Genomic DNA, 22,124 nt, shown 5'->3' with positions numbered 1-22,124 from the left:
AAATGAACATTGCCGCCCTCTTCAGGGTCGGTTAATAACAACAGTCATATAAAGAATAAGGTTTTTGCAACCAAAAAAGAAGGAAGCCATGAATCGTTTTATTATGGTCAATAGCCAACAGTGCCTGGGATGCTATGCCTGCGAAGTCGCCTGTGTCATGGCCCATAATGGTGAGCAGCATGTCCTGAGCCAACGGCATTTTCAGCCCCGAATTACGGTCATTAAACATCAGCATCAACGCAGCGCGGTGACCTGCCACCACTGTGAGGATGCACCTTGCGCCAGAAGCTGTCCAAACGGTGCAATCAGCCATGACAATGACAGCATTCAGGTAAATTCGCAAAAGTGTATCGGCTGTAAATCCTGCGTCGTTGCCTGTCCCTTTGGCACGATGCAGATCGTACTTACTCCCGTTGCGAAAGGAAAGGTGAAAGCGACAGCGCATAAATGCGATCTGTGTCAGGGACGTGAAGAGGGACCGGCCTGCGTGGAAAACTGTCCGGCGCAGGCGCTACAGTTGGTGACGCAAACTTCGCTCACCGGTCTGTCAAAAGCACGTCGACTGCGCACGGCCAGTCTGGAGAGCCAGCCCTGGCATGCTAGGGCGACCGATTTAACCTCCCACATGATCACCAAACGCGAGCAGATGCAGGCTACTCCGCCGCGCGGCGAGCCAGATAAGCTGGCGATTGAGGCACGTAAAACCAGTTTTGATGAAATTTATTTGCCATTTCGTACGGCACAGGCCGAGCGGGAAGCCTCCCGCTGCCTGAAGTGTGGTGAACACAGCATCTGCGAATGGACGTGTCCACTGCACAATCATATTCCCCAGTGGATTGAGCTGGTGAAAGCAGGAAATATTGATGCAGCAGTGGAGCTTTCTCACCAGACCAACTGTCTGCCGGAAATTACCGGGCGGGTATGTCCTCAGGATCGGCTCTGTGAAGGGGCATGTACGGTGCGTAACGAGCATGGTGCGGTCACTATCGGGAATATTGAACGTTACATCTCTGACCGGGCGCTGAGTAAAGGATGGCGGCCTGATTTAGGCGATGTGCAAAAAGTGGATAAGCGTGTCGCTATTATTGGCGCAGGGCCTGCCGGTCTGGCTTGTGCGGATGTGTTAGTGCGCAACGGCGTCAGCGTCACCGTGTACGATCGCCATCCTGAAATTGGTGGCTTACTGACGTTTGGTATTCCGGCCTTCAAACTGGATAAATCGTTACTGGTGCGTCGTCGTGAAATTTTCAGCGCTATGGGGATTAATTTCCAGCTTAACTGTGAAGTGGGTAAGGACGTAACGCTGGCATCACTACTGGACGATTATGACGCCGTGTTTGTGGGCGTAGGGACCTATCGTTCTATGAAAGCGGATCTGCCGAACGAAGACGCGCCGGGCGTTTATGATGCGTTGCCGTTTCTGATTGCTAATACCAAGCAGGTGATGGGGCTGGATGAACTACCGGAGGAGCCGTTTATTGATACCGCCGGGCTGAACGTTGTGGTGCTGGGAGGCGGTGATACGGCGATGGATTGCGTACGTACCGCGCTACGCCACGGTGCAAGCCAGGTGACTTGTGCTTATCGTCGTGATGAAGCCAACATGCCTGGCTCGAAAAAAGAGGTAAAAAACGCACGCGAAGAGGGGGCTAACTTTGAATTTAACGTCCAGCCCGTTGAGCTGATGCTGAATGCCGATGGGGGCGTCAGTGGCGTACGTTTCTTACGCACACAGCTCGGCGAGCCTGATGCGCAGGGACGTCGTCGCCCGGTACCGATCGCGGGAAGTGAATTTGTGATGCCCGCTGATGCAGTCATTATGGCGTTTGGTTTCCATCCGCATGGTATGCCGTGGCTGGAGGCTCATGGTGTAAAGGTTGATGACTGGGGCCGGATTGCTGCTGATGCCGAGAGCGCTTATCGTTATCAAACGACTCATCCGAAGATCTTTGCTGGTGGTGATGCGGTACGTGGTGCGGACCTGGTGGTCACTGCAATGGCAGAAGGGCGACATGCAGCGCAGGGGATCGTCGACTGGCTGGGCATATACCCTAAATAATACGAGTTGCAGGAAGGCGGCAAAAGAAGAAATCCCCAGATGCATAGAGAGCTATGTGACCGGGGTTTCTGAGTACAGCCAACAAACCCGCCGCTTGAAGTATGACGGATATAAAATCAGTCAAATCTCACTAGCCTGGGGTCAAGACAAACCCGGTTTCACGGCGTAGTATTATTTCTCACTTCTCGCCGTGGAGCCGGTATGTCGCAACAAATTACCCTCATCAAAGATAAAGTCCTTTCTGATAACTACTTCATCCTGCGCAATATTACTTACGATCTGACCCGCAGCAATGGCGAGGTGATTCGTCACAAACGCGAGGTTTATGATCGCGGCAATGGCGCCACTATTCTGCTGTATAACCCGGAGAAAAAAAACGTCGTGCTGATTCGTCAGTTTCGCGTCGCCACCTGGGTGAACGGTAACGAAAGCGGACAACTGATCGAAACCTGCGCCGGGCTGCTGGATAACGATGAACCTGAAGCCTGTATTCGCAAAGAAGCGATCGAAGAGACCGGATATGAAGTTGGTGAGGTGCGTAAACTCTTTGAGCTCTACATGTCGCCAGGCGGCTTGACGGAATTGATCCACTTTTTTATCGCGCAGTACAGTGACAACCAGCGTGCCAATGCGGGCGGGGGCGTTGAAGACGAGGATATCGAAGTCCTGGAACTACCATTCACCCGAGCGCTGGAGATGATCACAACCGGGGAGATCCGTGACGGCAAAACGGTGCTATTGCTTAACTATCTGCAATCGTCGCATCTGATGGATTAGGTTACGGGGTTTATATTTCTTTACAAAATAACAGTCCAATCCGACGATTCTTATTGAGCCTCATCAGTAGCGCAAGGAAGATACCGATTAGGCTGTCTGTTTTGATTTCGGGGTTGTACCGTCCATGCGCTATCGCGTTATTTTCATCTTTCTGCTTGGTCTGCTACCGGCCCACTTTCTGTGGGCGGCACCTGCACAGCAGGTATTTTCCGACTGGCAGGTAACCTGCAATAACCAGAATTTTTGCGTGGCGCGAAACACCGGTGAACATCATGGCCTGGTGATGACCCTCAGTCGGAGTGCCGGAGCGCATACCGATGCGGTTTTGCGTATTGAGCTGGGCGGTCTGGATACCCCTGATGCCAAAGAAGCTGATATTGCGCCGCGCCTGCTGATGGACGGCCAACCGCTACCGCTGACTGGCGAACACTGGCGCATTTCCCCCTGGCAACTCATGACCGATGATCCTGCCACCATTAGCGCCTTTTTACAGACAGTTCAGAACGCCCAGGCGATTACTCTGCAAAAAGGCGTGCAAACCATTTCGCTGGCAGGGCTGAAAGCCGCGCTGTTGTTTATTGACGCCCAGCAAAAACGCGTTGGAAGTGAAACTGCCTGGATCGAAAAGGGTAACGAGCCGCCGCTTAGCGTACCTCCGGCTCCGGCCCTGAAAGGGGTAGCCGTCGTCAACCCAACACCAACACCGCTTTCTCAACAAGAGCGCAGTGAACTGCTGGATTACGGGAACTGGCGGATAAACGGCATCCGCTGTTCGCTCGACCCTATGCGCCGTGAAGTGCGGGTTTCGGCATTAACCGATGACAAAGCTCTGCTGATGATCGGCTGTGAAGCGGGTGCATATAACACTATCGATCTGGCATGGATTGTTTCGCGTACAAAGCCGCTGAGTTCGCGCGCGGTACGTCTGAATTTGCCTTTCAGGACGGACGCTGAAAGTAACGATATGGAGCTGACGAACGCTGTTTTTGATGAAAAATCGCGCGAACTGGTCACTCTCGCTAAGGGACGTGGAATGTCGGACTGTGGGATCCAGACGCGCTGGCGTTTTGACGGCCAGCGTTTTCGTCTGGTGCGCTATGCGCAGGAGCCCAGCTGTGATAACTGGCATGGACCTGATGCCTGGCCCACGCTGTGGATCACACGTTAAGTACGCGGTGCGCCTTTTCGACAATGTTATCGACCGTAAAGCCGAAGAAGGGGAATAACTTGTCCGCCGGCGCGGATTCTCCGTAGCTGCTCATGCCGACAATCGCACCTTTCAGACCGACATACTTGTACCAGTAATCCGCAATTCCTGCTTCCACCGCCACGCGCGCGCTCACGCTTGCAGGCAGGACTGATTCCCGGTACGCCTCATCCTGGGCGTCGAAAATATCTGTTGAGGGAAGGGAGACGACACGAACGTTACGGCCTTCTCCCGTCAGTTTTTCTGCTGCCAGTAGCGTAATTTCCATTTCTGAACCGGTAGCAATCAGGATCACATCCGGTTTACCGCCGCTGTCTTTCAGTATGTAGCCACCGCGGGCAATTTCTTTTACCTGTTCCGGGGTACGTTCAACCTGTGCCAGATTCTGCCTGGAGAGGATTAGCGCCGTTGGGCCATCATGGCGCTCTACCGCCAGTTTCCAGCCGACTGCCGCCTCAACCTGATCGCATGGACGCCAGGTGCTGAAATTAGGCGTCAGGCGCAGGCTGGCAAGCTGCTCGACGGCCTGATGGGTGGGACCATCTTCCCCCAGCCCAATAGAGTCATGGGTATAGACCATGATTTGCCGCGCTTTCATCAGCGCAGCCATTCGTGCCGCATTACGGGCATATTCAACGAACATCAGGAAGGTCGCGGTATATGGGACAAAACCACCGTGGTGGGCAATACCGTTGGCAATGGCGGTCATACCAAATTCGCGCACGCCGTAGTGAATGTAGTTCCCGGCTGGATCGTCTTTCAGGGATGTCGAACCTTTCCAGATGGTCAAATTGCTGGGGGCCAGATCTGCTGAACCGCCAAGCAGTTCAGGCAACATCGGGCCGTAAGTATTCAGGGTATTTTGCGACGCCTTCCGGGTTGCGATTTTGGCCGGGTTAGCCTGCAATTCCGCGATGTATTTCTGAGTGGTTTTTTCCCACTCTTTTGGCAGCCCGCCACTCATCCGGCGGGTAAACTCTGTGGCCAGTTCCGGGTGGGCTTGTTGATAGGCGGCGAATTTCTCGTTCCAGCTCTGCTGTGCTTTTTCACCTTTTTCGCGCGCGTCCCAGGCCCGGTAAATCTCTTTAGGGATCTCAAAAGCAGGATGATGCCAGCCCAGCTTCTGACGGGTCAGCGCAACTTCTTCTTCCCCCAGTGCTGCGCCGTGTGCTTCTTCTTTTCCGGCCTTATTCGGTGAGCCAAAGCCAATGATAGTCCGACAGATTATTAGTGACGGCTTATCGGTTACGCTTTGTGCTTCCTGAATGGCTTTCTTCACCGCCTCAGGATCGTGACCGTCTATCTCGTGTATGACATGCCAGTGATATGCTTCGAAGCGCTTCGCAGTATCATCGGTAAACCAACCTTTGGTTTCACCATCAATAGAAATACCGTTGTGATCGTAAAAGCCAATCAGCTTGCCAAGTCCCAGCGTTCCCGCCAGTGAACACACCTCATGAGAAATCCCCTCCATCAGGCAACCGTCACCCATAAAAACCCAGGTGAAGTGGCTGACAATCTCATGATCCGGCTGATTAAACTGTGCCGCCAGCGTACGCTCGGCTATCGCCATCCCGACCGCGTTTGCTAATCCCTGACCCAACGGTCCGGTGGTCGTTTCCACGCCCGGCGTATAGCCAATTTCCGGGTGCCCTGGTGTCTTTGAGTGCAGTTGTCGGAAGTTTTTTAACTCCTCTAACGGCAGGTCATAGCCGGAAAGATGCAGCAGGCTGTAAAGCAGCATTGAGGCGTGGCCATTCGACAGGATAAATCGGTCACGATCGTACCAGGTGGGATCGGTTGGGTTATGTCGGAGAAAATCGTTCCACAGTACTTCGGCAATATCGGCCATACCCATCGGCGCGCCGGGATGGCCAGAGTTAGCTTTTTGGACGGCATCCATACTCAGCGCACGAATGGCATTGGCAAGCTCTTTACGGGTCATAGGAAATACTCCTTGAAAAGTAAAGCGTTAGATGCGTGTGTTAATTCACACTTTTGGGAAAATTGCGGGCGAATACGCAAAAAGCATAGCAGACAAGCATGGTATTGCTGGTTTAAGCAGGTAACATGGTTGTTATAAATTGATAACAAATTCTTTCTTTGAGTAGTGAGAGTTTGGCGACCTTCAAAGTTTATGCCGCTGACTGAGGCGATAATGTGCGGCTCAATATACCCGTCATACTTCAAGTTGCATGTGCGTTGGCTACGCTCGCTTACCCCAGTCACATAGTTCGCTATGCTCCTGGGGATTCACTCCCTTGCCGCCTTCATGCAACTCGAATTATTTAGGGTATAGAAGGGTTACCTGCGCCACTTTTTTGATCGATACGTGAAAGGAACAACAAGATGGATGACCAGTTAAAACAAAGCGCCCTCGATTTCCACCAATTTCCAGTACCAGGTAAAATTCAGGTTTCTCCGACCAAACCTCTTGCCACCCAACGTGATCTTGCGCTGGCCTACTCGCCAGGTGTTGCAGCTCCGTGTCTGGAGATTGAAAAGGATCCGCTAGCGGCCTACAAATATACCGCGCGCGGCAACCTGGTCGCGGTTATCTCCAACGGTACTGCGGTACTGGGGCTGGGCAATATTGGTGCGCTGGCTGGCAAACCAGTGATGGAAGGTAAAGGCGTTCTCTTTAAGAAATTTGCCGGAATTGACGTGTTCGACATTGAAGTCGATGAACTCGACCCGGACAAATTTATCAACGTGGTGGCAGCCCTTGAACCGACGTTTGGCGGCATCAACCTCGAAGACATCAAAGCACCAGAGTGTTTTTACATTGAGCAAAAGTTGCGTGAACGCATGAATATTCCGGTGTTCCATGACGATCAGCACGGAACGGCGATCATCAGCACTGCAGCCATCCTGAACGGCCTGCGGGTGGTGGAAAAGAATATCTCTGATGTGCGCATGGTGGTGTCTGGCGCAGGTGCCGCGGCGATTGCCTGTATGAACCTGTTGGTTGCGCTGGGTATGCAGAAGCACAACATCGTGGTCTGCGACTCCAAAGGTGTGATTTATAAAGATCGCGAACCGAATATGGCGGAAACCAAAGCAGCTTACGCGGTGGTGGATGACGGTAAGCGTACTCTTGATGATGTGATCGACGGCGCAGACATTTTCCTCGGATGCTCCGGCCCGAAAGTGCTGACGCAGGAGATGGTCAAGAAGATGGCGCGTGCGCCAATGATCCTTGCGCTGGCAAACCCGGAACCGGAAATTCTGCCACCACTGGCAAAAGAGGTGCGTTCCGACGCCATCATTTGCACCGGTCGCTCCGACTACCCGAACCAGGTCAACAACGTACTGTGCTTCCCGTTCATCTTCCGCGGTGCGCTGGACGTCGGGGCTACCGCCATCAACGAAGAGATGAAGCTGGCCGCTGTACATGCCATTGCTGAACTGGCGCATGCCGAGCAGAGCGAAGTGGTGGCTTCCGCCTATGGCGATCAGGATTTGAGCTTTGGCCCGGAATACATTATTCCTAAACCGTTCGACCCGCGTTTGATCGTCAAGATCGCACCGGCGGTGGCGAAGGCGGCGATGGATTCTGGTGTCGCAACGCGCCCGATTGCCGACTTTGACGCTTATATCGACAAGCTGACCGAGTTTGTCTACAAAACCAACCTGTTTATGAAGCCGATTTTCTCTCTGGCACGCAAAGCGCCGAAGCGTGTTGTGCTGACCGAAGGGGAAGAGGCTCGTGTTCTGCATGCAACGCAAGAACTGATCACTTTAGGTCTGGCGAAGCCGATCCTGATCGGTCGTCCGAGCGTGATCGAAATGCGTATCCAGAAGTTAGGACTGCAGATCAAAGCGGGTGTCGATTTTGAGATCGTCAATAATGAATCCGATCCGCGCTTTAAAGAGTACTGGAGTGAGTATTACCAGATCATGAAGCGTCGTGGAATTACTCAGGAGCAGGCGCAACGTGCGGTGATCGCCAACACCACGGTGATCGGCGCGATCATGGTGCAACGCGGTGAAGCGGATGCGATGATTTGCGGAACAATCGGCGACTATCACGAGCATTTCAGCGTGGTGAAAGCGGTGTTTGGTCACCGTGATGGTGTTCATACGGCAGGTGCAATGAACGCGCTGCTGTTGCCAAGCGGTAACACCTTTATCGCTGATACGTACGTCAACGATGACCCGACGCCGGAGCAACTGGCGGAAATTGCAGTTATGGCGGCAGAAACAGTGCGTCGGTTTGGCATTGAACCGAAAGTGGCGCTGCTGTCGCACTCCAACTTTGGTTCGTCAAACTGTCCGTCGGCCAACAAAATGCGTGAAGCGCTCGAGCTTATTAAATCGCGCGCACCCGATCTGATGATTGACGGTGAAATGCACGGCGATGCTGCACTGGTGGAAAGTATTCGTAATGACCGGATGCCGGACAGCCCGCTGAAAGGCTCCGCTAATATTCTGGTGATGCCGAATATGGAAGCCGCGCGTATTAGTTACAACTTACTGCGTGTTTCCAGCTCTGAAGGCGTGACGGTAGGACCGGTGCTGATGGGTGTAGCCAAACCGGTACATGTTTTAACTCCAATCGCCTCTGTTCGTCGTATTGTAAATATGGTGGCGCTGGCAGTAGTCGAAGCTCAAACACAACCGTTGTAATTTCACTTTAATTATTTTCGGCGCGGGTTTCTCCCGCGCCTTCATACTCTAAATAATTCGAATTCCAGAAAGGCGACGATGCAGCGAATACCATGAACTTACTAAAGTAAGTGGCTGGTATGAGTAAGAAAGCCAACGAACCTGTAATTTGAAGTGTGACGGGTATTTTTATTTCTCTTCTCTTAGTGATCTACTTCACCTTTTAAACCACCTTGCCGAATTTTGTTATTTACTCTGACGAAAAATTGCCACGATGAGGACAGTTTCAGCAGAGGCGGTGAGCAATGGAAAAAGAACGCATCATTCAGGAATTTGTGCCGGGGAAACAGGTCACGCTGGCGCATCTGATTGCGCACCCAGGCGAAGAACTGGCGAAAAAGATCGGCGTTCCCGAAGCGGGCGCTATCGGCATTATGACCTTAACGCCAGGCGAAACGGCAATGATTGCCGGTGATTTAGCCATGAAGGCCGCAGATGTACACATCGGTTTTCTCGATAGATTTAGCGGCGCACTGGTGATCTACGGCTCGGTAGGCGCGGTGGAAGAGGCATTATTGCAGACAGTGAGTGGTCTGGGCCGGTTATTAAATTTCACTTTGTGCAACCTGACAAAAAGTTAATCAGAGGCGGCAATGAAACGTATTGCTTTTGTCGGTACGGTTGGGGCGGGGAAAACAACGCTCTTCAATGCGCTACAGGGAAATTATTCTCTCGCCAGGAAAACGCAGGCCGTTGAGTTTAATGAAAACGGCGATATCGATACGCCGGGAGAATATTTTAGCCATCCGCGCTGGTATCACGCCTTAATTACCACGCTGCAGGATGTTGATACGTTGATTTATATACACGCGGCAAATGATCAAGAAAGTCGCTTACCTGCCGGGCTGTTGGATATCGGCGCCAGTAAACGACAAATCGCCGTTATCAGTAAAACGGACATGCCGGATGCCGACGTCGCCGCAACGCGACAGCTACTTCGCGGGATAGGGTTCCAGGAGCCGATTTTCGAACTCAATAGCCATGACCCGCGCAGCGTGCAGCACCTGGTGGATTATCTGACTGAGCTCAGCCAAAAGGAGGAAAGGGCAGGTGAAAAAACTCATCACAGCTAATGATATTCGTGCGGCCCACGCACGCGGCGAACAGGAAATGTCGGTTGTTCTGCGCGCCAGCATCATCACCCCAGAGGCTCGCGAAGTCGCGGAGCTGCTGGGCGTCACAATCACTGAATGCGACGAATCCGCTCCGGCAGCCTCGCCTGCACCCGCTTCGGTGGATGATGGCAAAACGGAAAGCCAGCGCATTCGCGAGACCATCATTGCGCAACTGCCGGAAGGGCAGTTTACCGAAAGCCTGGTCGCGCAGTTGATGGACAAAGTCATGAAGGAAAAACAGTCGCTGGAGCAGGGCGGAATGCAGCCAAGTTTTACCTCGGTTACTGGCAAAGGCGGCGTAAAAGTCATTGATGGCAGCAGCGTGAAGTTTGGTCGTTTTGATGGCGCACAGCCGCATTGCGTCGGCTTAACCGACTTAGTGACCGACAAGGACGGAAGCAGCATGGCCGCTGGCTTCATGCAGTGGGATAACGCTTTTTTCCCATGGACGCTGAACTACGACGAAATCGACATGATTCTGGAAGGCGAACTGCACGTTCGCCATGAAGGCGAAACCATGATTGCCAGGGCCGGGGATGTGATGTTTATCCCGAAAGGCTCCAGCATTGAGTTCGGTACGCCATCAACGGTGAAATTCCTGTATGTGGCATGGCCTGCGAACTGGCAGTCCTGCTAAGGCGGATGTATGAAGGATTTCATTACCGAAGCATGGCTCAGAGCGAATCATACGCTCAGCGAAGGGGCAGAAATTCATCTCCCCGCTGACGCTCGCCTGACGCCATCTGCCCGGGAATTGCTGGAAGGCCGACATCTGCGGATTAAGTTTATCGACGAGCAGGGAAGCCTGTTTATTGATGGCGAAGAACAGCAACTGCAACCGGTGCATGGTTTAACCAGCAGTGATACGCACTCACTGGCGAGTTGTGAACTGTGTCATCAACCGGTGGCGAAGAAACCTGACACGCTGACGCATCTGACGGCGGACAAGATGGTCGCCAAAAGTGACCCGCGCCTGGGATTTCGCGCGGCGCTGGACAGCACCATCGGCCTGGCGGTGTGGTTACAGATTGAACTGCCTGAACAGTGGCAGCCGTGGCTGGCGGATATTCGCTCGCGTCTGGGCAACATTATGCGCGCAGACGCCATGGATGAGCCGCTGGCAGCACAAGCCATTGTTGGTTTAAGCGATGAAGATTTGCACCGGCTTTCGCATCAGCCGCTGCGCTATCTCGACCACGACCATCTGGTGCCTGAAGCCAGCCACGGTCGTGATGCTGTGCTGCTCAATTTGCTGCGAACCAAAGTCCGTGAAACAGAAACAGTGGCGGCCCAGGTATTTATCACCCGCAGTTTTGAAGTACAGCGACCGGACATTCTGCAAGCGTTGAACCGCCTGTCGAGCACGGTCTACGTGATGATGATCCTGAGCGTGGCGAAGCATCCGCTGAGTATCAGCCAAATCCAACAGCGACTGGGGGAGAAGCAATGATCATTGAACGTGCTCGCCAGCTCGCCTTGCGCTCACCTGCGCGGGTGGTGTTCCCGGATGCGCTGGATGTTCGGGTGCTGAAAGCTGCGAATTACCTGCATCAGCACGGTTTGGCACATCCCATTCTCGTCGCCAGTCCGTTTGCGTTGCGCCAGTTTGCTCTCAGCCACCGCGTGGCAATGGATGGCATTCAGGTAATCGACCCGCAAAGCAACCTGCAAATGCGTGAAGAATTTGCGCTGCGCTGGCTGGCGCGTGCTGGTGAAAAAACGCCGCCGGATGCGCTTGAGAAACTCAACGATCCGCTGATGTTCGCTGCCGCAATGGTTAGCGCGGGTAAAGCCGACGTCTGTATTGCGGGCAACCTCTCGTCAACAGCGAACGTGCTGCGTGCGGGGTTACGCATTATCGGATTACAGCCGGGTTGTAAAACGCTGTCGTCAATTTTCCTGATGCTGCCGCAGTATCTCGGACCGTCATTAGGATTTGCTGATTGCAGTGTCGTGCCGCAACCCACTGCAGCCCAGTTGGCAGATATTGCCATCGCCAGCGCGCAGACCTGGCAAGCGATTACCGGCGAAGAGCCGCGCGTCGCAATGCTCTCGTTTTCAAGTAATGGCAGTGCCCGTCACCCCAACGTTGCTAACGTGCAGCAGGCTACGGACATTGTTCGTGAACGTGCACCAGAGCTTACCGTTGATGGTGAATTGCAGTTTGATGCCGCTTTTGTACCGGATGTTGCGGCGCAAAAAGCACCGGCCAGCCCGTTGCAGGGCAATGCCAATGTGATGGTTTTTCCATCGCTTGAGGCAGGCAATATTGGTTACAAAATCGCCCAGCGTCTGGGAGGGTATCGAGCAGTAGGGCCTCTGATTCAGGGGCTTGCCGCACCGCTCCATGATCTCTCCCGCGGCTGCAGCGTACAGGAAATTATCGAACTGGCGTTGGTGGCAGCAGTGCCGCGCCAGACTGACGTGAGTCGTGAACGCGCCTCACAAACACTGGTTGTTTAGGTCCCGTTCTGGACCCCTTCTACTAAGAGGAAAGCACAATGGAAGCATTAGGAATGATTGAAACCCGGGGCCTGGTTGCACTGATTGAGGCTTCTGACGCAATGGTTAAAGCGGCACGCGTGAAACTGGTTGGCGTGAAGCAGATTGGCGGTGGCCTGGTTACCGCAATGGTACGTGGCGATGTGGCGGCCTGTAAAGCCGCAACGGATGCCGGTGCTGCCGCTGCCCAGCGCATTGGTGAACTGGTTTCTGTACATGTTATCCCGCGTCCGCATGGCGATCTGGAAGAAGTGTTCCCGATCAGCTTTAAAGGCGACAGCAACGACATGTAAGTAGCCCATGTGACGCCACTGCATGATTGATAAAAGCTGGCGTCACCCTCTCTCCTTTTCACATTACCTTCTGCGGAGGGTAGGGGGAGGTTTTACCTGAAATATGCCACGGAGGCGGGTATGAAACTGGCAATCGTCACAGGACAAATTGTTTGTACCGTACGCCATCAGGGGCTAGCGCACGACAAATTGCTGATGGTGGAAATGATTGACGCCTGCGGAAATCCCGACGGGCAGTGTGCTGTTGCTATCGACAGCATCGGGGCGGGAACCGGAGAGTGGGTGCTGTTGGTCAGCGGAAGCTCAGCCCGTCAGGCGCACCGCAACGAATCATCGCCTGTCGATCTGTGTGTTATTGGCATTGTCGATGAAGTGGTGGCCGGTGGTCAGGTGATCTTCCATAAATAAGGCAGAAAATCATGAATCAACAGGATATTGAACAGGTCGTGAAAGCGGTACTGCTGAAAATGAAAGACAGCAGTCAGCCCGTCAGCGCGGTTCAAGAAATGGGCGTCTTTGCCTCCCTGGATGACGCAGTGGCGGCAGCAAAACTGGCCCAGCAGGGGTTAAAAAGCGTCGCTATGCGCCAGTTAGCTATTCACGCCATTCGTGAAGCAGGCGAAAAACACGCCAGAGAATTAGCGGAACTTGCCGTCACTGAAACCGGCATGGGACGCGTTGAAGATAAATTTGCCAAAAACGTAGCGCAGGCACGCGGCACGCCGGGCGTGGAATGCCTCTCTCCACAGGTATTGACCGGCGATAACGGTTTAACGCTGATTGAAAACGCGCCGTGGGGCGTGGTGGCTTCGGTAACACCGTCCACCAACCCGGCAGCAACCGTAATTAATAATGCCATCAGCCTGATTGCCGCAGGCAACAGCGTGGTATTTGCGCCACATCCGGCGGCAAAAGGCGTTTCTCAGCGCGCGATAACTCTGCTTAACCAGGCGGTTGTTGCCGCTGGTGGCCCGGCAAACCTGCTGGTTACCGTTGCCAATCCGGATATCGAAACCGCTCAGCGTCTGTTCAAGTACCCAGGCATTGGCCTGCTGGTCGTTACCGGTGGCGAAGCGGTGGTTGACGCTGCGCGTAAACACACCAATAAACGCCTGATTGCGGCTGGTGCGGGTACCCCGCGGGTGGTGGTTGATGAAACCGCCGATCTGGTACGCGCCGCGCAGTCCATCGTCAAAGGTGCATCGTTTGATAACAACATTATCTGCGCCGACGAAAAAGTGCTGATCGTGGTGGATAGCGTTGCCGACGAACTGATGCGTCTGATGGAAAGCCAGCATGCGGTAAAACTCACTGCGGCCCAGGCCGAGCAACTTCAACCAGTGCTGCTGAAAAATGTCGACGAGCGCGGCAAAGGCACGGTTAGCCGTGACTGGGTTGGACGTGATGCGGGAAAAATCGCAGCGTCAATTGGTCTGAATGTACCAGACCAGACCCGCTTGTTATTCGTCGAAACCTCCGCCACCCATCCGTTTGCCGTAACTGAACTGATGATGCCGGTGCTGCCGGTGGTGCGGGTTGCCAACGTCGATGAGGCCATTGAACTGGCGGTAACGCTTGAAGGTGGTTGTCACCATACGGCGGCGATGCACTCACGCAATATCGACAATATGAACCGTATGGCTAACGCCATTGATACCAGCATCTTCGTCAAAAATGGACCGTGCATTGCGGGTCTCGGACTTGGCGGTGAGGGCTGGACCACCATGACCATTACTACGCCGACCGGGGAAGGGGTGACCAGTGCGCGCACGTTTGTGCGTCTGCGTCGCTGTGTGTTGGTGGATGCGTTCCGCATCGTTTAAGAGCGCTCTAAGGAGATAAAGAGATGGCGCACGACGAACAACTTTGGCTCACACCCAGACTGCAAAAAGCGGCAACGCTATGTAACCAGACGCCCACAGCCAGCGACTCACCGCTGTGGCTGGGTGTTGATTTGGGGACGTGTGATGTGGTGTCGATGGTTGTCGACAGTGACGGACAGCCGGTTGCGGTCTGCCTGGACTGGGCCGATGTCGTGCGTGACGGCATCGTCTGGGATTTCTTCGGTGCGGTGACCATTGTCCGTCGCCATCTCGATACGCTTGAGCAACAGCTGGGTTGCCGCTTTACCCATGCGGCAACCTCGTTCCCGCCGGGAACGGACCCGCGTATTTCCATCAATGTGCTGGAATCAGCAGGACTTGAAGTGAGCCATGTGCTGGACGAACCAACCGCTGTGGCAGATCTGCTGAAACTGGATAACGCAGGCGTAGTGGATATCGGCGGGGGCACGACCGGTATTGCTATTGTGAAGCGGGGTTTAGTGACCTATTCCGCCGATGAAGCTACCGGCGGGCACCACATTTCTCTGACCCTTGCGGGGAATCGTCGTATTCAGCTTGAAGAAGCCGAGCAGTACAAGCGCAGCAATGGAAAAGAAATCTGGCCGGTGGTCAAGCCGGTCTACGAAAAGATGGCGGAAATCGTCGCTCATCATATTGCAGGGCATGGAGTAACAGATTTATGGCTGGCCGGTGGTTCCTGTATGCAACCGGGTGTCGATGAGCTGTTCCGTAAGCGTTTCCCGGAACTGCAGGTGCATTTACCACAGCACAGTCTGTTTATGACCCCGCTGGCAATCGCGAACAGTGGGAGAGAAAAAGCGGAGGGAATCTATGCAAGCTGAATTGCAAACGGCGCTCTTTCAGGCATTCGATACCCTGAATCTGCAACGCGTAAAAACATTTAGCGTTCCACCAGTCACGTTATGTGGACTTGGGGCGCTCAGCACCTGTGGACAGGAAGCGCAAATGCGCGGACTGACGCATATGTTCGTGATGGTCGATAGCTTCCTGCATCAGGCCGGAATGACCGCCGGACTTGAACGTAGCCTGGCGATGAAAGGCGTGGCGATGACGTTGTGGCCGTGCCCGGTTGGTGAGCCGTGTATCACGGACGTTTGCGCGGCGGTAGCGCAACTGCGTGAATCAAAGTGTGATGGCGTTGTGGCCTTTGGTGGCGGTTCTGTACTGGATGCCGCCAAAGCGGTGGCATTGCTGGTGACTAATCCGACGCAGACGCTGGCCGATATGACGGAACACAGCACGTTACGCCCGCGTCTGCCGCTGATTGCCGTACCAACCACCGCCGGAACAGGTTCGGAAACTACCAACGTCACGGTGATTATTGACGCCGCGACTGGACTGAAAAAAGTGCTGGCTCACGCCACGCTGATGCCGGATGTGGCCATTCTTGATGCCGCATTGACGGAAGGGGTGCCTGCGCATGTTACGGCGATGACCGGAATCGATGCGTTGACCCACGCCGTTGAGGCTTATAGTGCCCTGAACGCAACGCCATTTACCGACAGCCTGGCGATTGGCGCGATTGCGATGATTGGCAAATCGTTACCGAAAGCGGTGGGCTACGGTCACGACCTGGCTGCGCGGGAAAGCATGCTGCTGGCTTCCTGTATGGCGGGGATGGCTTTCTCCAGCGCGGGGCTGGGCTTGTGTCATGCGATGGCTCACCAGCCGGGCGCGGCGCTGCACATTCCGCACGGACAGGCTAACGCCATGCTGCTACCGACAGTAATGGGGTTTAACCGCATGGTTTGCCGTGAACGCTTTAGCCATATCGGCAGGGCGTTAACCAACAAGAAATCAGACGATCGTGACGCAATCAACGCTGTCATCGAGCTGATTACCGAAGTGGGCCAGACAAAACGACTCGCTGACGTGGGGGCGAAGCCTGAGCAATACAGCACATGGGCGCAAGCTGCGATGGACGATATTTGTATTCGCAGCAATCCACGAACCGCCACGCAGGCAGAAATTATCGCGTTGTATGCGGCGGCACAATAAATACACAAATGACAGGGAGTGAAGGGTATGGGAATTAACGAAATCATCATGTACATCATGATGTTCTTTATGCTGATTGCCGCCGTGGACAGGATCCTGTCGCAGTTCGGTGGTTCAGCGCGCTACCTCGGTAAGTTTGGTAAAAGCATCGAGGGATCGGGTGGTCAGTTTGAAGAAGGTTTTATGGCGATGGGCGCGCTCGGTCTGGCAATGGTCGGTATGACTGCGCTGGCGCCGGTATTAGCAAAAGTGCTCGGGCCGGTGATTATTCCGCTGTATGAAATGTTGGGCGCGAACCCGTCGATGTTTGCCGGAACGCTGCTGGCGTGTGATATGGGCGGCTTCTTCCTGGCGAAAGAACTGGCGGGCGGTGATGTTGCGGCATGGTTGTACTCTGGCTTGATTCTGGGTGCGATGATGGGGCCGACGCTGGTCTTCTCCATCCCGGTAGCACTGGGGATTATTGAACCCTCTGACCGTCGTTATCTGGCACTGGGCGTGCTGGCTGGTATTGTCACGATCCCAATTGGCTGTATCGCGGGTGGTTTGGTAGCGATGTATTCCGGCGTTGAAATCAACGGACAGCCGGTGGAATTTACCTTCGCGCTGATCCTGATGAACATGATTCCGGTGCTGATCGTTGCCGTGCTGGTGGCGCTGGGGCTGAAATTCATCCCGGAAAAAATGATCAACGGCTTCCAGATCTTCGCTAAGTTCCTGGTGGCATTGATCACAATCGGGCTGGCCGCTGCGGTTATCAAATTCCTGCTCGGCTGGGATCTGATCCCGGGTCTCGATCCTATCTTCATGGCGCCTGGCGATAACCCTGGTGAAGTGATGCGCGCCATCGAAGTTATCGGTTCTATCTCCTGCGTACTGCTCGGCGCTTATCCAATGGTTCTGTTACTGACCCGTTGGTTTGAAAAACCGCTGATGCGAGTTGGTAATCTCCTGAAAATCAACAATATGGCAGCTGGTGGCATGGTCGCAACGTTGGCGAACAATATTCCGATGTTCGGCATGATGAAGCACATGGATACCCGCGGCAAAGTGATTAACTGTGCGTTCGCCGTCTCTGCTGCCTTCGCTCTGGGTGACCACTTAGGTTTCGCTGCCGCAAACATGAACGCCATGATCTTCCCAATGATTGTCGGCAAGCTGATCGGCGGTGTAACGGCGATTGGTGTGGCTATGCTGCTGGTACCAAAAGACGAAAACGTTCCGGCAGAAGTGGAAGCCGAAACAGAAACGAAAGCGGAGGCGCAATCGTGAATACTCGCCAGCTATTGAGCGTCGGTATCGATATCGGCACCACCACCACTCAGGTGATCTTCTCCCGCCTTGAGCTGGTTAACCGTGCGGCAGTGTCGCAGGTGCCGCGTTACGAATTCATCAAACGTGAAATTAGCTGGCAAAGCCCGGTCTTCTTTACCCCCGTTGATAAGCAAGGCGGGTTAAAAGAGGCCGAACTTAAGGCGCTGATTCTGGCTCAGTATCAGGCAGCAGGTATTGAGCCACAGAGCGTTGATTCTGGCGCAATCATTATTACCGGGGAAAGTGCGAAAACCCGCAATGCCCGTCCGGCGGTGATGGCGCTCTCCCAGTCGCTGGGTGACTTCGTGGTTGCCAGCGCAGGTCCACATCTTGAATCGGTCATTGCCGGTCACGGCGCGGGTGCGCAAACCCTGTCTGAGCAGCGACTGTGCAGCGTACTGAATATCGATATCGGCGGTGGTACGTCTAACTATGTTCTGTTCGACGCCGGAAAGGTTAGCGGTTCAGCCTGCCTGAATGTTGGTGGGCGACTGCTGGAGACCGATAGCCAGGGGCGTGTAGTTCATGCGCACCAGCCGGGGCAAATGATTGTCGATGATGTTTTTGGCGCAGGTACAGATGCCCGTTCGCTTAATGCGGCGCAACTGATTCAGGTGGCGCGACGGATGGCTACGCTTATCGTCGAGGTTATTGACGGCAAACTTTCGCCGCTGGCTCAGGCGTTGATGCAAACCGGTTTATTGCCTGTGGGCATTAAGCCAGAGGTGATTACGCTTTCGGGTGGGGTGGGTGAGTGCTACCGCAACCAGCCTGCCGATCCATTCTGTTTTTCTGACATAGGACCGCTGTTGGCAACGGCGCTACATGAACATCCGCGTCTGCGTGAGATGAACGTGCAGTTCCCGGCGCAAACAGTACGTGCCACGGTCATTGGCGCAGGAGCACATACGCTATCGCTTTCAGGCAGCACCATCTGGCTGGAAGGCGTTGCGCTTCCGCTGCGCAATCTGCCGGTGGCTATCCCGGTTGATGAGGCTGATCTGGTCGCGGCCTGGCAGCAGGCGCTGATGCAGCTCGATCTCGACCCGAAAACTGACGCCTATGTCCTTGCGCTGCCCGGGTCGCTGCCAGTGCGCTACGCCGCGCTGTTAACGGTCATCGACGCGCTACTGGCCTTTGTCGCACGTTATCCGAATCCGCATCCCCTGCTGGTGGTAGCCGAGCAGGATTTTGGTAAAGCACTGGGCATGCTGTTACGCCCACAGTTACAGCAACACCCGCTGGCGGTCATCGATGAGGTGATTGTTCGGGCGGGTGACTATATCGACATTGGTACGCCTCTTTTTGGCGGATCGGTTGTGCCGGTGACGGTGAAATCACTCGCATTTCCTTCCTGAGGGAACGACTTATGAAACTAAAGACCACATTGTTCGGCAATGTTTATCAGTTTAAGGATGTAAAAGAGGTGCTGGCAAAAGCCAACGAACTGCGTTCGGGGGATGTGCTGGCTGGTGTGGCCGCGACAAGCTCGCAGGAGCGCGTGGCTGCTAAACAGGTGTTGTCGGAAATGACGGTAGCGGATATCCGCAACAACCCGGTGATTTCCTATGAAGAGGACTGCGTCACGCGTCTGATTCAGGATGACGTCAACGAAACGGCCTATAACCGCATCAAAAACTGGAGCATCAGTGAGCTGCGCGAGTACGTGTTGAGTGATGAAACCTCTGTCGATGACATTGCGTTTATGCGCAAAGGGTTAACGTCCGAAGTGGTCGCAGGCGTTGCAAAAATTTGTTCCAACGCGGACCTGATCTACGGCGGCAAAAAAATGCCGGTGATCAAAAAGGCTAACACGACTATCGGTCTGCCGGGCACCTTCAGTTGCCGTCTGCAGCCGAACGATACCCGCGACGACGTGCAGAGTATTGCCGCACAAATCTACGAAGGGCTTTCCTTCGGTGCGGGCGATGCCGTTATCGGTGTTAACCCGGTGACAGATGACGTGGAGAACTTAAGCCGCGTGCTCGATACCGTGTATGGCGTGATCGACAAATTCAATATTCCTACACAGGGCTGCGTGCTCGCGCACGTCACTACCCAGATCGAAGCGATTCGTCGCGGCGCGCCGGGCGGACTGATTTTCCAGAGCATCTGCGGTAGCGAAAAAGGGCTGAAAGAGTTTGGTGTCGAGTTGGCGATGCTGGATGAGGCACGCGCAGTGGGTGCTGAGTTCAACCGTATTGCCGGTGAAAACTGCCTGTACTTTGAAACCGGGCAAGGTTCTGCGCTTTCCGCAGGCGCTAACTTCGGTGCCGATCAGGTGACGATGGAAGCGCGTAACTACGGTCTGGCGCGTCACTACGATCCGTTCCTGGTGAACACCGTGGTGGGCTTTATCGGGCCGGAGTATCTCTACAACGACCGTCAGATTATTCGCGCCGGTCTGGAAGACCACTTCATGGGCAAACTGAGCGGCATCTCAATGGGTTGTGACTGCTGTTACACCAACCATGCTGACGCTGACCAGAACCTCAATGAAAACCTGATGATTTTGCTCGCCACCGCTGGCTGCAACTACATCATGGGCATGCCGCTCGGTGACGACATCATGCTCAACTATCAGACCACCGCGTTCCACGACACCGCGACCGTGCGCCAGTTGCTGAACTTGCGTCCGTCGCCGGAGTTTGAACGTTGGCTGGAAAACATGGGCATTATGGCAAACGGTCGCCTGACCAAACGGGCGGGCGATCCGTCACTGTTCTTCTGATGACGCGGGGATGACACACGATGGATCAAAAACAGATTGAAGAAATTGTACGCAGCGTAATGGCGTCAATGGGTGAGTCACAGCCGCAGGCTCAAGCGCCGTCACCGGAAGCGAAATGCAGCACCACACAGTGTGCCGCACCGACGGGGGAAAGCTGTGCGATGGACCTGGGTTCACCGGAAGCCAAAGCGTGGATTGGCGTTGAAAATCCGCACCGTGCTGAAGTGTTGACAGAGCTGCGTCGTAGTACTGCAGCGCGCGTATGCACCGGTCGTGCCGGTCCACGTCCACGCACTCAGGCGCTGCTGCGCTTCCTGGCTGACCACTCTCGTTCGAAAGACACCGTGCTGAAAGAGGTACCGGAAGAGTGGGTGAAAGCACAAGGGCTGCTGGAAGTCCGTTCAGAAATCAGTGACAAAAATCTGTACCTGACTCGCCCGGACCTGGGTCGTCGTCTGAGTGCGGAAGCGATAGAAGCACTGAAATCGCAGTGCGTGGCCAACCCGGATGTGCAGGTGATCGTTTCTGATGGCCTGTCTACAGATGCTATTACTGCGAACTATGAAGAGATCCTGCCGCCGTTGTTGTCTGGTTTAAAACAGGCCGGACTGAAGGTGGGTACGCCGTTCTTTGTACGCTATGGCCGCGTGAAAATTGAAGATCAGATTGGCGAACTTCTGGGGGCGAAGGCGGTGATTCTGCTGGTGGGTGAACGTCCGGGCTTAGGCCAGTCGGAGAGTCTTTCCTGCTACGCCGTCTATTCGCCACGTGTGGCGACCACCGTTGAGGCCGACAGAACCTGTATTTCGAACATTCACCAGGGCGGCACGCCACCGGTTGAAGCGGCTGCGGTAATTGTGGATTTGGCCAAGCGCATGCTGGAGCAAAAAGCGTCCGGCATCAATATGACCCGTTAAGGAGGCAGCATGCCAGCATTAGATTTGATTAGACCTTCAGTCACCGCGATGCGCGTGATTGCCTCCGTTAACGCGGAGTTTGCACGTGAACTTAAATTACCGCCACATATACGTAGCCTCGGACTCATCACGGCAGACTCTGATGACGTGGCGTATATTGCCGCTGACGAAGCGACAAAACAGGCGATGGTAGAAGTGGTATATGGCCGATCGCTGTATGCAGGAGCCGCGCATGGACCGTCACCGACTGCCGGTGAAGTGATGATCATGCTGGGTGGCCCTAACCCGGCGGAAGTTCGCGCGGGTCTGGATGCGATGGTCGCTAACATTGAAAGTGGCGCAGCGTTCCAGTGGGCGAATGATGCAGAAAACACCGCGTTCCTGGCGCATGTGGTCTCGCGTACCGGTTCGTATCTTTCAGCCACGGCAGGATGCGCGCTTGGCGATCCGATGGCCTATCTGGTGGCGCCGCCGCTGGAAGCGACATTTGGTATTGATGCTGCGCTGAAATCTGCCGATGTACAACTGGTGACCTACGTTCCGCCGCCGTCAGAAACCAACTACTCGGCGGCGTTTTTGACCGGTAGCCAGGCTGCCTGTAAAGCTGCCTGTAACGCCTTTGCCGATGCCGTTCTGGATATTGCCCGTAATCCGGTACAGCGCGCGTAAGAGAGGTTG

Annotated in this window: 20 protein-coding genes; 19 read left to right on the top strand and 1 reads right to left on the bottom strand. The window is 54.5% G+C overall.

Annotated elements, in window-relative coordinates:
* Positions 1-88 precede the first annotated feature (88 nt).
* The 3 genes from aegA (at position 89) to LG384_RS16785 (ending at position 4,004) form a co-directional block, all read left to right on the top strand.
* Positions 89-2,059 (top strand): formate-dependent uric acid utilization protein AegA, encoded by a 1,971-nt coding sequence (aegA, locus tag LG384_RS16795; protein WP_225761253.1) that lies wholly within the window; start codon positions 89-91, stop codon positions 2,057-2,059.
* 201 nt (positions 2,060-2,260) lie between these two features.
* Complete coding sequence (gene nudK, locus LG384_RS16790; protein WP_225761252.1) at positions 2,261-2,836, top strand: GDP-mannose pyrophosphatase NudK; 576 nt, start codon at positions 2,261-2,263, stop codon at positions 2,834-2,836.
* A 124-nt stretch (positions 2,837-2,960) separates the two neighbouring features.
* Positions 2,961-4,004, top strand: a complete 1,044-nt coding sequence (locus tag LG384_RS16785; protein WP_045446013.1) for a DUF1176 domain-containing protein — start codon at positions 2,961-2,963, stop codon at positions 4,002-4,004.
* On the opposite strand, the gene tkt is transcribed toward LG384_RS16785, so the two are convergent.
* Positions 3,994-5,988: a transketolase gene (tkt, locus tag LG384_RS16780; RefSeq protein ID WP_225761251.1), complete on the bottom strand. Its 1,995-nt coding sequence runs from the start codon at positions 5,986-5,988 to the stop codon at positions 3,994-3,996. The genes LG384_RS16785 and tkt overlap by 11 nt on opposite strands.
* 404 nt (positions 5,989-6,392) lie before the next feature.
* Here tkt and maeB point away from each other — a divergent pair, with 404 nt between their 5' ends.
* From maeB to eutL, 16 genes are all read left to right on the top strand, one after another.
* Positions 6,393-8,672, top strand: coding sequence for an NADP-dependent oxaloacetate-decarboxylating malate dehydrogenase (gene maeB / locus LG384_RS16775; protein ID WP_048220847.1), 2,280 nt, complete (start codon positions 6,393-6,395; stop codon positions 8,670-8,672).
* A 284-nt stretch (positions 8,673-8,956) separates the two neighbouring features.
* Positions 8,957-9,292, top strand: coding sequence for an ethanolamine utilization microcompartment protein EutS (gene eutS / locus LG384_RS16770; RefSeq protein WP_003037995.1), 336 nt, complete (start codon positions 8,957-8,959; stop codon positions 9,290-9,292).
* A gap of 12 nt (positions 9,293-9,304) precedes the next feature.
* The gene (gene eutP, locus LG384_RS16765) at positions 9,305-9,784 is read left to right on the top strand and encodes an ethanolamine utilization acetate kinase EutP (RefSeq protein WP_045446006.1); all 480 of its coding nucleotides are present in this window, start codon (positions 9,305-9,307) and stop codon (positions 9,782-9,784) included.
* Entirely contained in the window at positions 9,762-10,463 is a 702-nt protein-coding gene (gene eutQ / locus LG384_RS16760) for an ethanolamine utilization acetate kinase EutQ (RefSeq protein WP_045446004.1), read from the top strand. The genes eutP and eutQ overlap by 23 nt, the downstream gene beginning before the upstream one ends.
* A gap of 9 nt (positions 10,464-10,472) precedes the next feature.
* Positions 10,473-11,276, top strand: a complete 804-nt coding sequence (eutT, locus tag LG384_RS16755) for an ethanolamine utilization cob(I)yrinic acid a,c-diamide adenosyltransferase EutT (protein ID WP_225761250.1) — start codon at positions 10,473-10,475, stop codon at positions 11,274-11,276.
* The gene (gene pta, locus LG384_RS16750) at positions 11,273-12,289 is read left to right on the top strand and encodes a phosphate acetyltransferase (protein ID WP_045445998.1); all 1,017 of its coding nucleotides are present in this window, start codon (positions 11,273-11,275) and stop codon (positions 12,287-12,289) included. Before eutT ends, pta begins: the two co-directional genes overlap by 4 nt.
* 38 nt (positions 12,290-12,327) lie before the next feature.
* A complete protein-coding gene (gene eutM, locus LG384_RS16745) occupies positions 12,328-12,621 on the top strand; it encodes an ethanolamine utilization microcompartment protein EutM (RefSeq protein WP_003835054.1) in 294 nt (97 codons plus the stop codon).
* 120 nt (positions 12,622-12,741) lie between these two features.
* Positions 12,742-13,029: an ethanolamine utilization microcompartment protein EutN gene (eutN, locus tag LG384_RS16740; RefSeq protein ID WP_016153954.1), complete on the top strand. Its 288-nt coding sequence runs from the start codon at positions 12,742-12,744 to the stop codon at positions 13,027-13,029.
* Between the two features lie 11 nt (positions 13,030-13,040).
* Entirely contained in the window at positions 13,041-14,444 is a 1,404-nt protein-coding gene (locus tag LG384_RS16735; protein WP_225761249.1) for an aldehyde dehydrogenase family protein, read from the top strand.
* Between the two features lie 23 nt (positions 14,445-14,467).
* Positions 14,468-15,307, top strand: coding sequence for an ethanolamine utilization protein EutJ (gene eutJ, locus LG384_RS16730; RefSeq protein WP_045445987.1), 840 nt, complete (start codon positions 14,468-14,470; stop codon positions 15,305-15,307).
* Positions 15,297-16,484: an ethanolamine utilization ethanol dehydrogenase EutG gene (gene eutG / locus LG384_RS16725; protein ID WP_200010287.1), complete on the top strand. Its 1,188-nt coding sequence runs from the start codon at positions 15,297-15,299 to the stop codon at positions 16,482-16,484. The genes eutJ and eutG overlap by 11 nt, the downstream gene beginning before the upstream one ends.
* 27 nt (positions 16,485-16,511) lie before the next feature.
* A complete protein-coding gene (gene eutH, locus LG384_RS16720) occupies positions 16,512-17,756 on the top strand; it encodes an ethanolamine utilization protein EutH (protein ID WP_045445981.1) in 1,245 nt (414 codons plus the stop codon).
* Positions 17,753-19,156, top strand: coding sequence for an ethanolamine ammonia-lyase reactivating factor EutA (gene eutA / locus LG384_RS16715; RefSeq protein ID WP_045445978.1), 1,404 nt, complete (start codon positions 17,753-17,755; stop codon positions 19,154-19,156). The genes eutH and eutA overlap by 4 nt, the downstream gene beginning before the upstream one ends.
* Positions 19,157-19,167: 11 nt before the next feature.
* The gene (gene eutB, locus LG384_RS16710) at positions 19,168-20,529 is read left to right on the top strand and encodes an ethanolamine ammonia-lyase subunit alpha (protein ID WP_045445975.1); all 1,362 of its coding nucleotides are present in this window, start codon (positions 19,168-19,170) and stop codon (positions 20,527-20,529) included.
* A gap of 20 nt (positions 20,530-20,549) precedes the next feature.
* Positions 20,550-21,446: an ethanolamine ammonia-lyase subunit EutC gene (eutC, locus tag LG384_RS16705; protein WP_045445972.1), complete on the top strand. Its 897-nt coding sequence runs from the start codon at positions 20,550-20,552 to the stop codon at positions 21,444-21,446.
* A 9-nt stretch (positions 21,447-21,455) separates the two neighbouring features.
* Positions 21,456-22,115 carry an ethanolamine utilization microcompartment protein EutL gene (gene eutL, locus LG384_RS16700; protein WP_045445968.1) on the top strand — a complete coding sequence of 220 codons (660 nt, stop codon included), beginning with the start codon at positions 21,456-21,458 and terminating at the stop codon, positions 22,113-22,115.
* Positions 22,116-22,124: the final 9 nt, after the last annotated feature.

Source organism: Citrobacter sp. Marseille-Q3906 (assembly GCF_916618775.1).
Taxonomy (GTDB): Bacteria; Pseudomonadota; Gammaproteobacteria; order Enterobacterales; family Enterobacteriaceae; genus Citrobacter; species Citrobacter murliniae.
Note: the sequence above shows the minus strand (reverse complement) of the source record. Positions and strands in the feature narration are given on the sequence as shown.

What these genes read in the sequence shown, in the direction of transcription:
- aegA (WP_225761253.1), top strand. Translation starts at nt 89, where the DNA reads ATGAATCGTTTTATTATGGTCAATAGCCAACAGTGCCTGGGATGCTAT.
- eutN (WP_016153954.1), top strand. Translation starts at nt 12,742, where the DNA reads ATGAAACTGGCAATCGTCACAGGACAAATTGTTTGTACCGTACGCCAT.
- eutH (WP_045445981.1), top strand. Translation starts at nt 16,512, where the DNA reads ATGGGAATTAACGAAATCATCATGTACATCATGATGTTCTTTATGCTG.
- eutC (WP_045445972.1), top strand. Translation starts at nt 20,550, where the DNA reads ATGGATCAAAAACAGATTGAAGAAATTGTACGCAGCGTAATGGCGTCA.
- eutS (WP_003037995.1), top strand. Translation starts at nt 8,957, where the DNA reads ATGGAAAAAGAACGCATCATTCAGGAATTTGTGCCGGGGAAACAGGTC.
- eutJ (WP_045445987.1), top strand. Translation starts at nt 14,468, where the DNA reads ATGGCGCACGACGAACAACTTTGGCTCACACCCAGACTGCAAAAAGCG.
- tkt (WP_225761251.1), bottom strand. Translation starts at nt 5,988, where the DNA reads ATGACCCGTAAAGAGCTTGCCAATGCCATTCGTGCGCTGAGTATGGAT.
- maeB (WP_048220847.1), top strand. Translation starts at nt 6,393, where the DNA reads ATGGATGACCAGTTAAAACAAAGCGCCCTCGATTTCCACCAATTTCCA.
- pta (WP_045445998.1), top strand. Translation starts at nt 11,273, where the DNA reads ATGATCATTGAACGTGCTCGCCAGCTCGCCTTGCGCTCACCTGCGCGG.
- LG384_RS16785 (WP_045446013.1), top strand. Translation starts at nt 2,961, where the DNA reads ATGCGCTATCGCGTTATTTTCATCTTTCTGCTTGGTCTGCTACCGGCC.
- nudK (WP_225761252.1), top strand. Translation starts at nt 2,261, where the DNA reads ATGTCGCAACAAATTACCCTCATCAAAGATAAAGTCCTTTCTGATAAC.
- eutT (WP_225761250.1), top strand. Translation starts at nt 10,473, where the DNA reads ATGAAGGATTTCATTACCGAAGCATGGCTCAGAGCGAATCATACGCTC.
- eutL (WP_045445968.1), top strand. Translation starts at nt 21,456, where the DNA reads ATGCCAGCATTAGATTTGATTAGACCTTCAGTCACCGCGATGCGCGTG.
- eutG (WP_200010287.1), top strand. Translation starts at nt 15,297, where the DNA reads ATGCAAGCTGAATTGCAAACGGCGCTCTTTCAGGCATTCGATACCCTG.
- eutM (WP_003835054.1), top strand. Translation starts at nt 12,328, where the DNA reads ATGGAAGCATTAGGAATGATTGAAACCCGGGGCCTGGTTGCACTGATT.
- LG384_RS16735 (WP_225761249.1), top strand. Translation starts at nt 13,041, where the DNA reads ATGAATCAACAGGATATTGAACAGGTCGTGAAAGCGGTACTGCTGAAA.
- eutB (WP_045445975.1), top strand. Translation starts at nt 19,168, where the DNA reads ATGAAACTAAAGACCACATTGTTCGGCAATGTTTATCAGTTTAAGGAT.
- eutP (WP_045446006.1), top strand. Translation starts at nt 9,305, where the DNA reads ATGAAACGTATTGCTTTTGTCGGTACGGTTGGGGCGGGGAAAACAACG.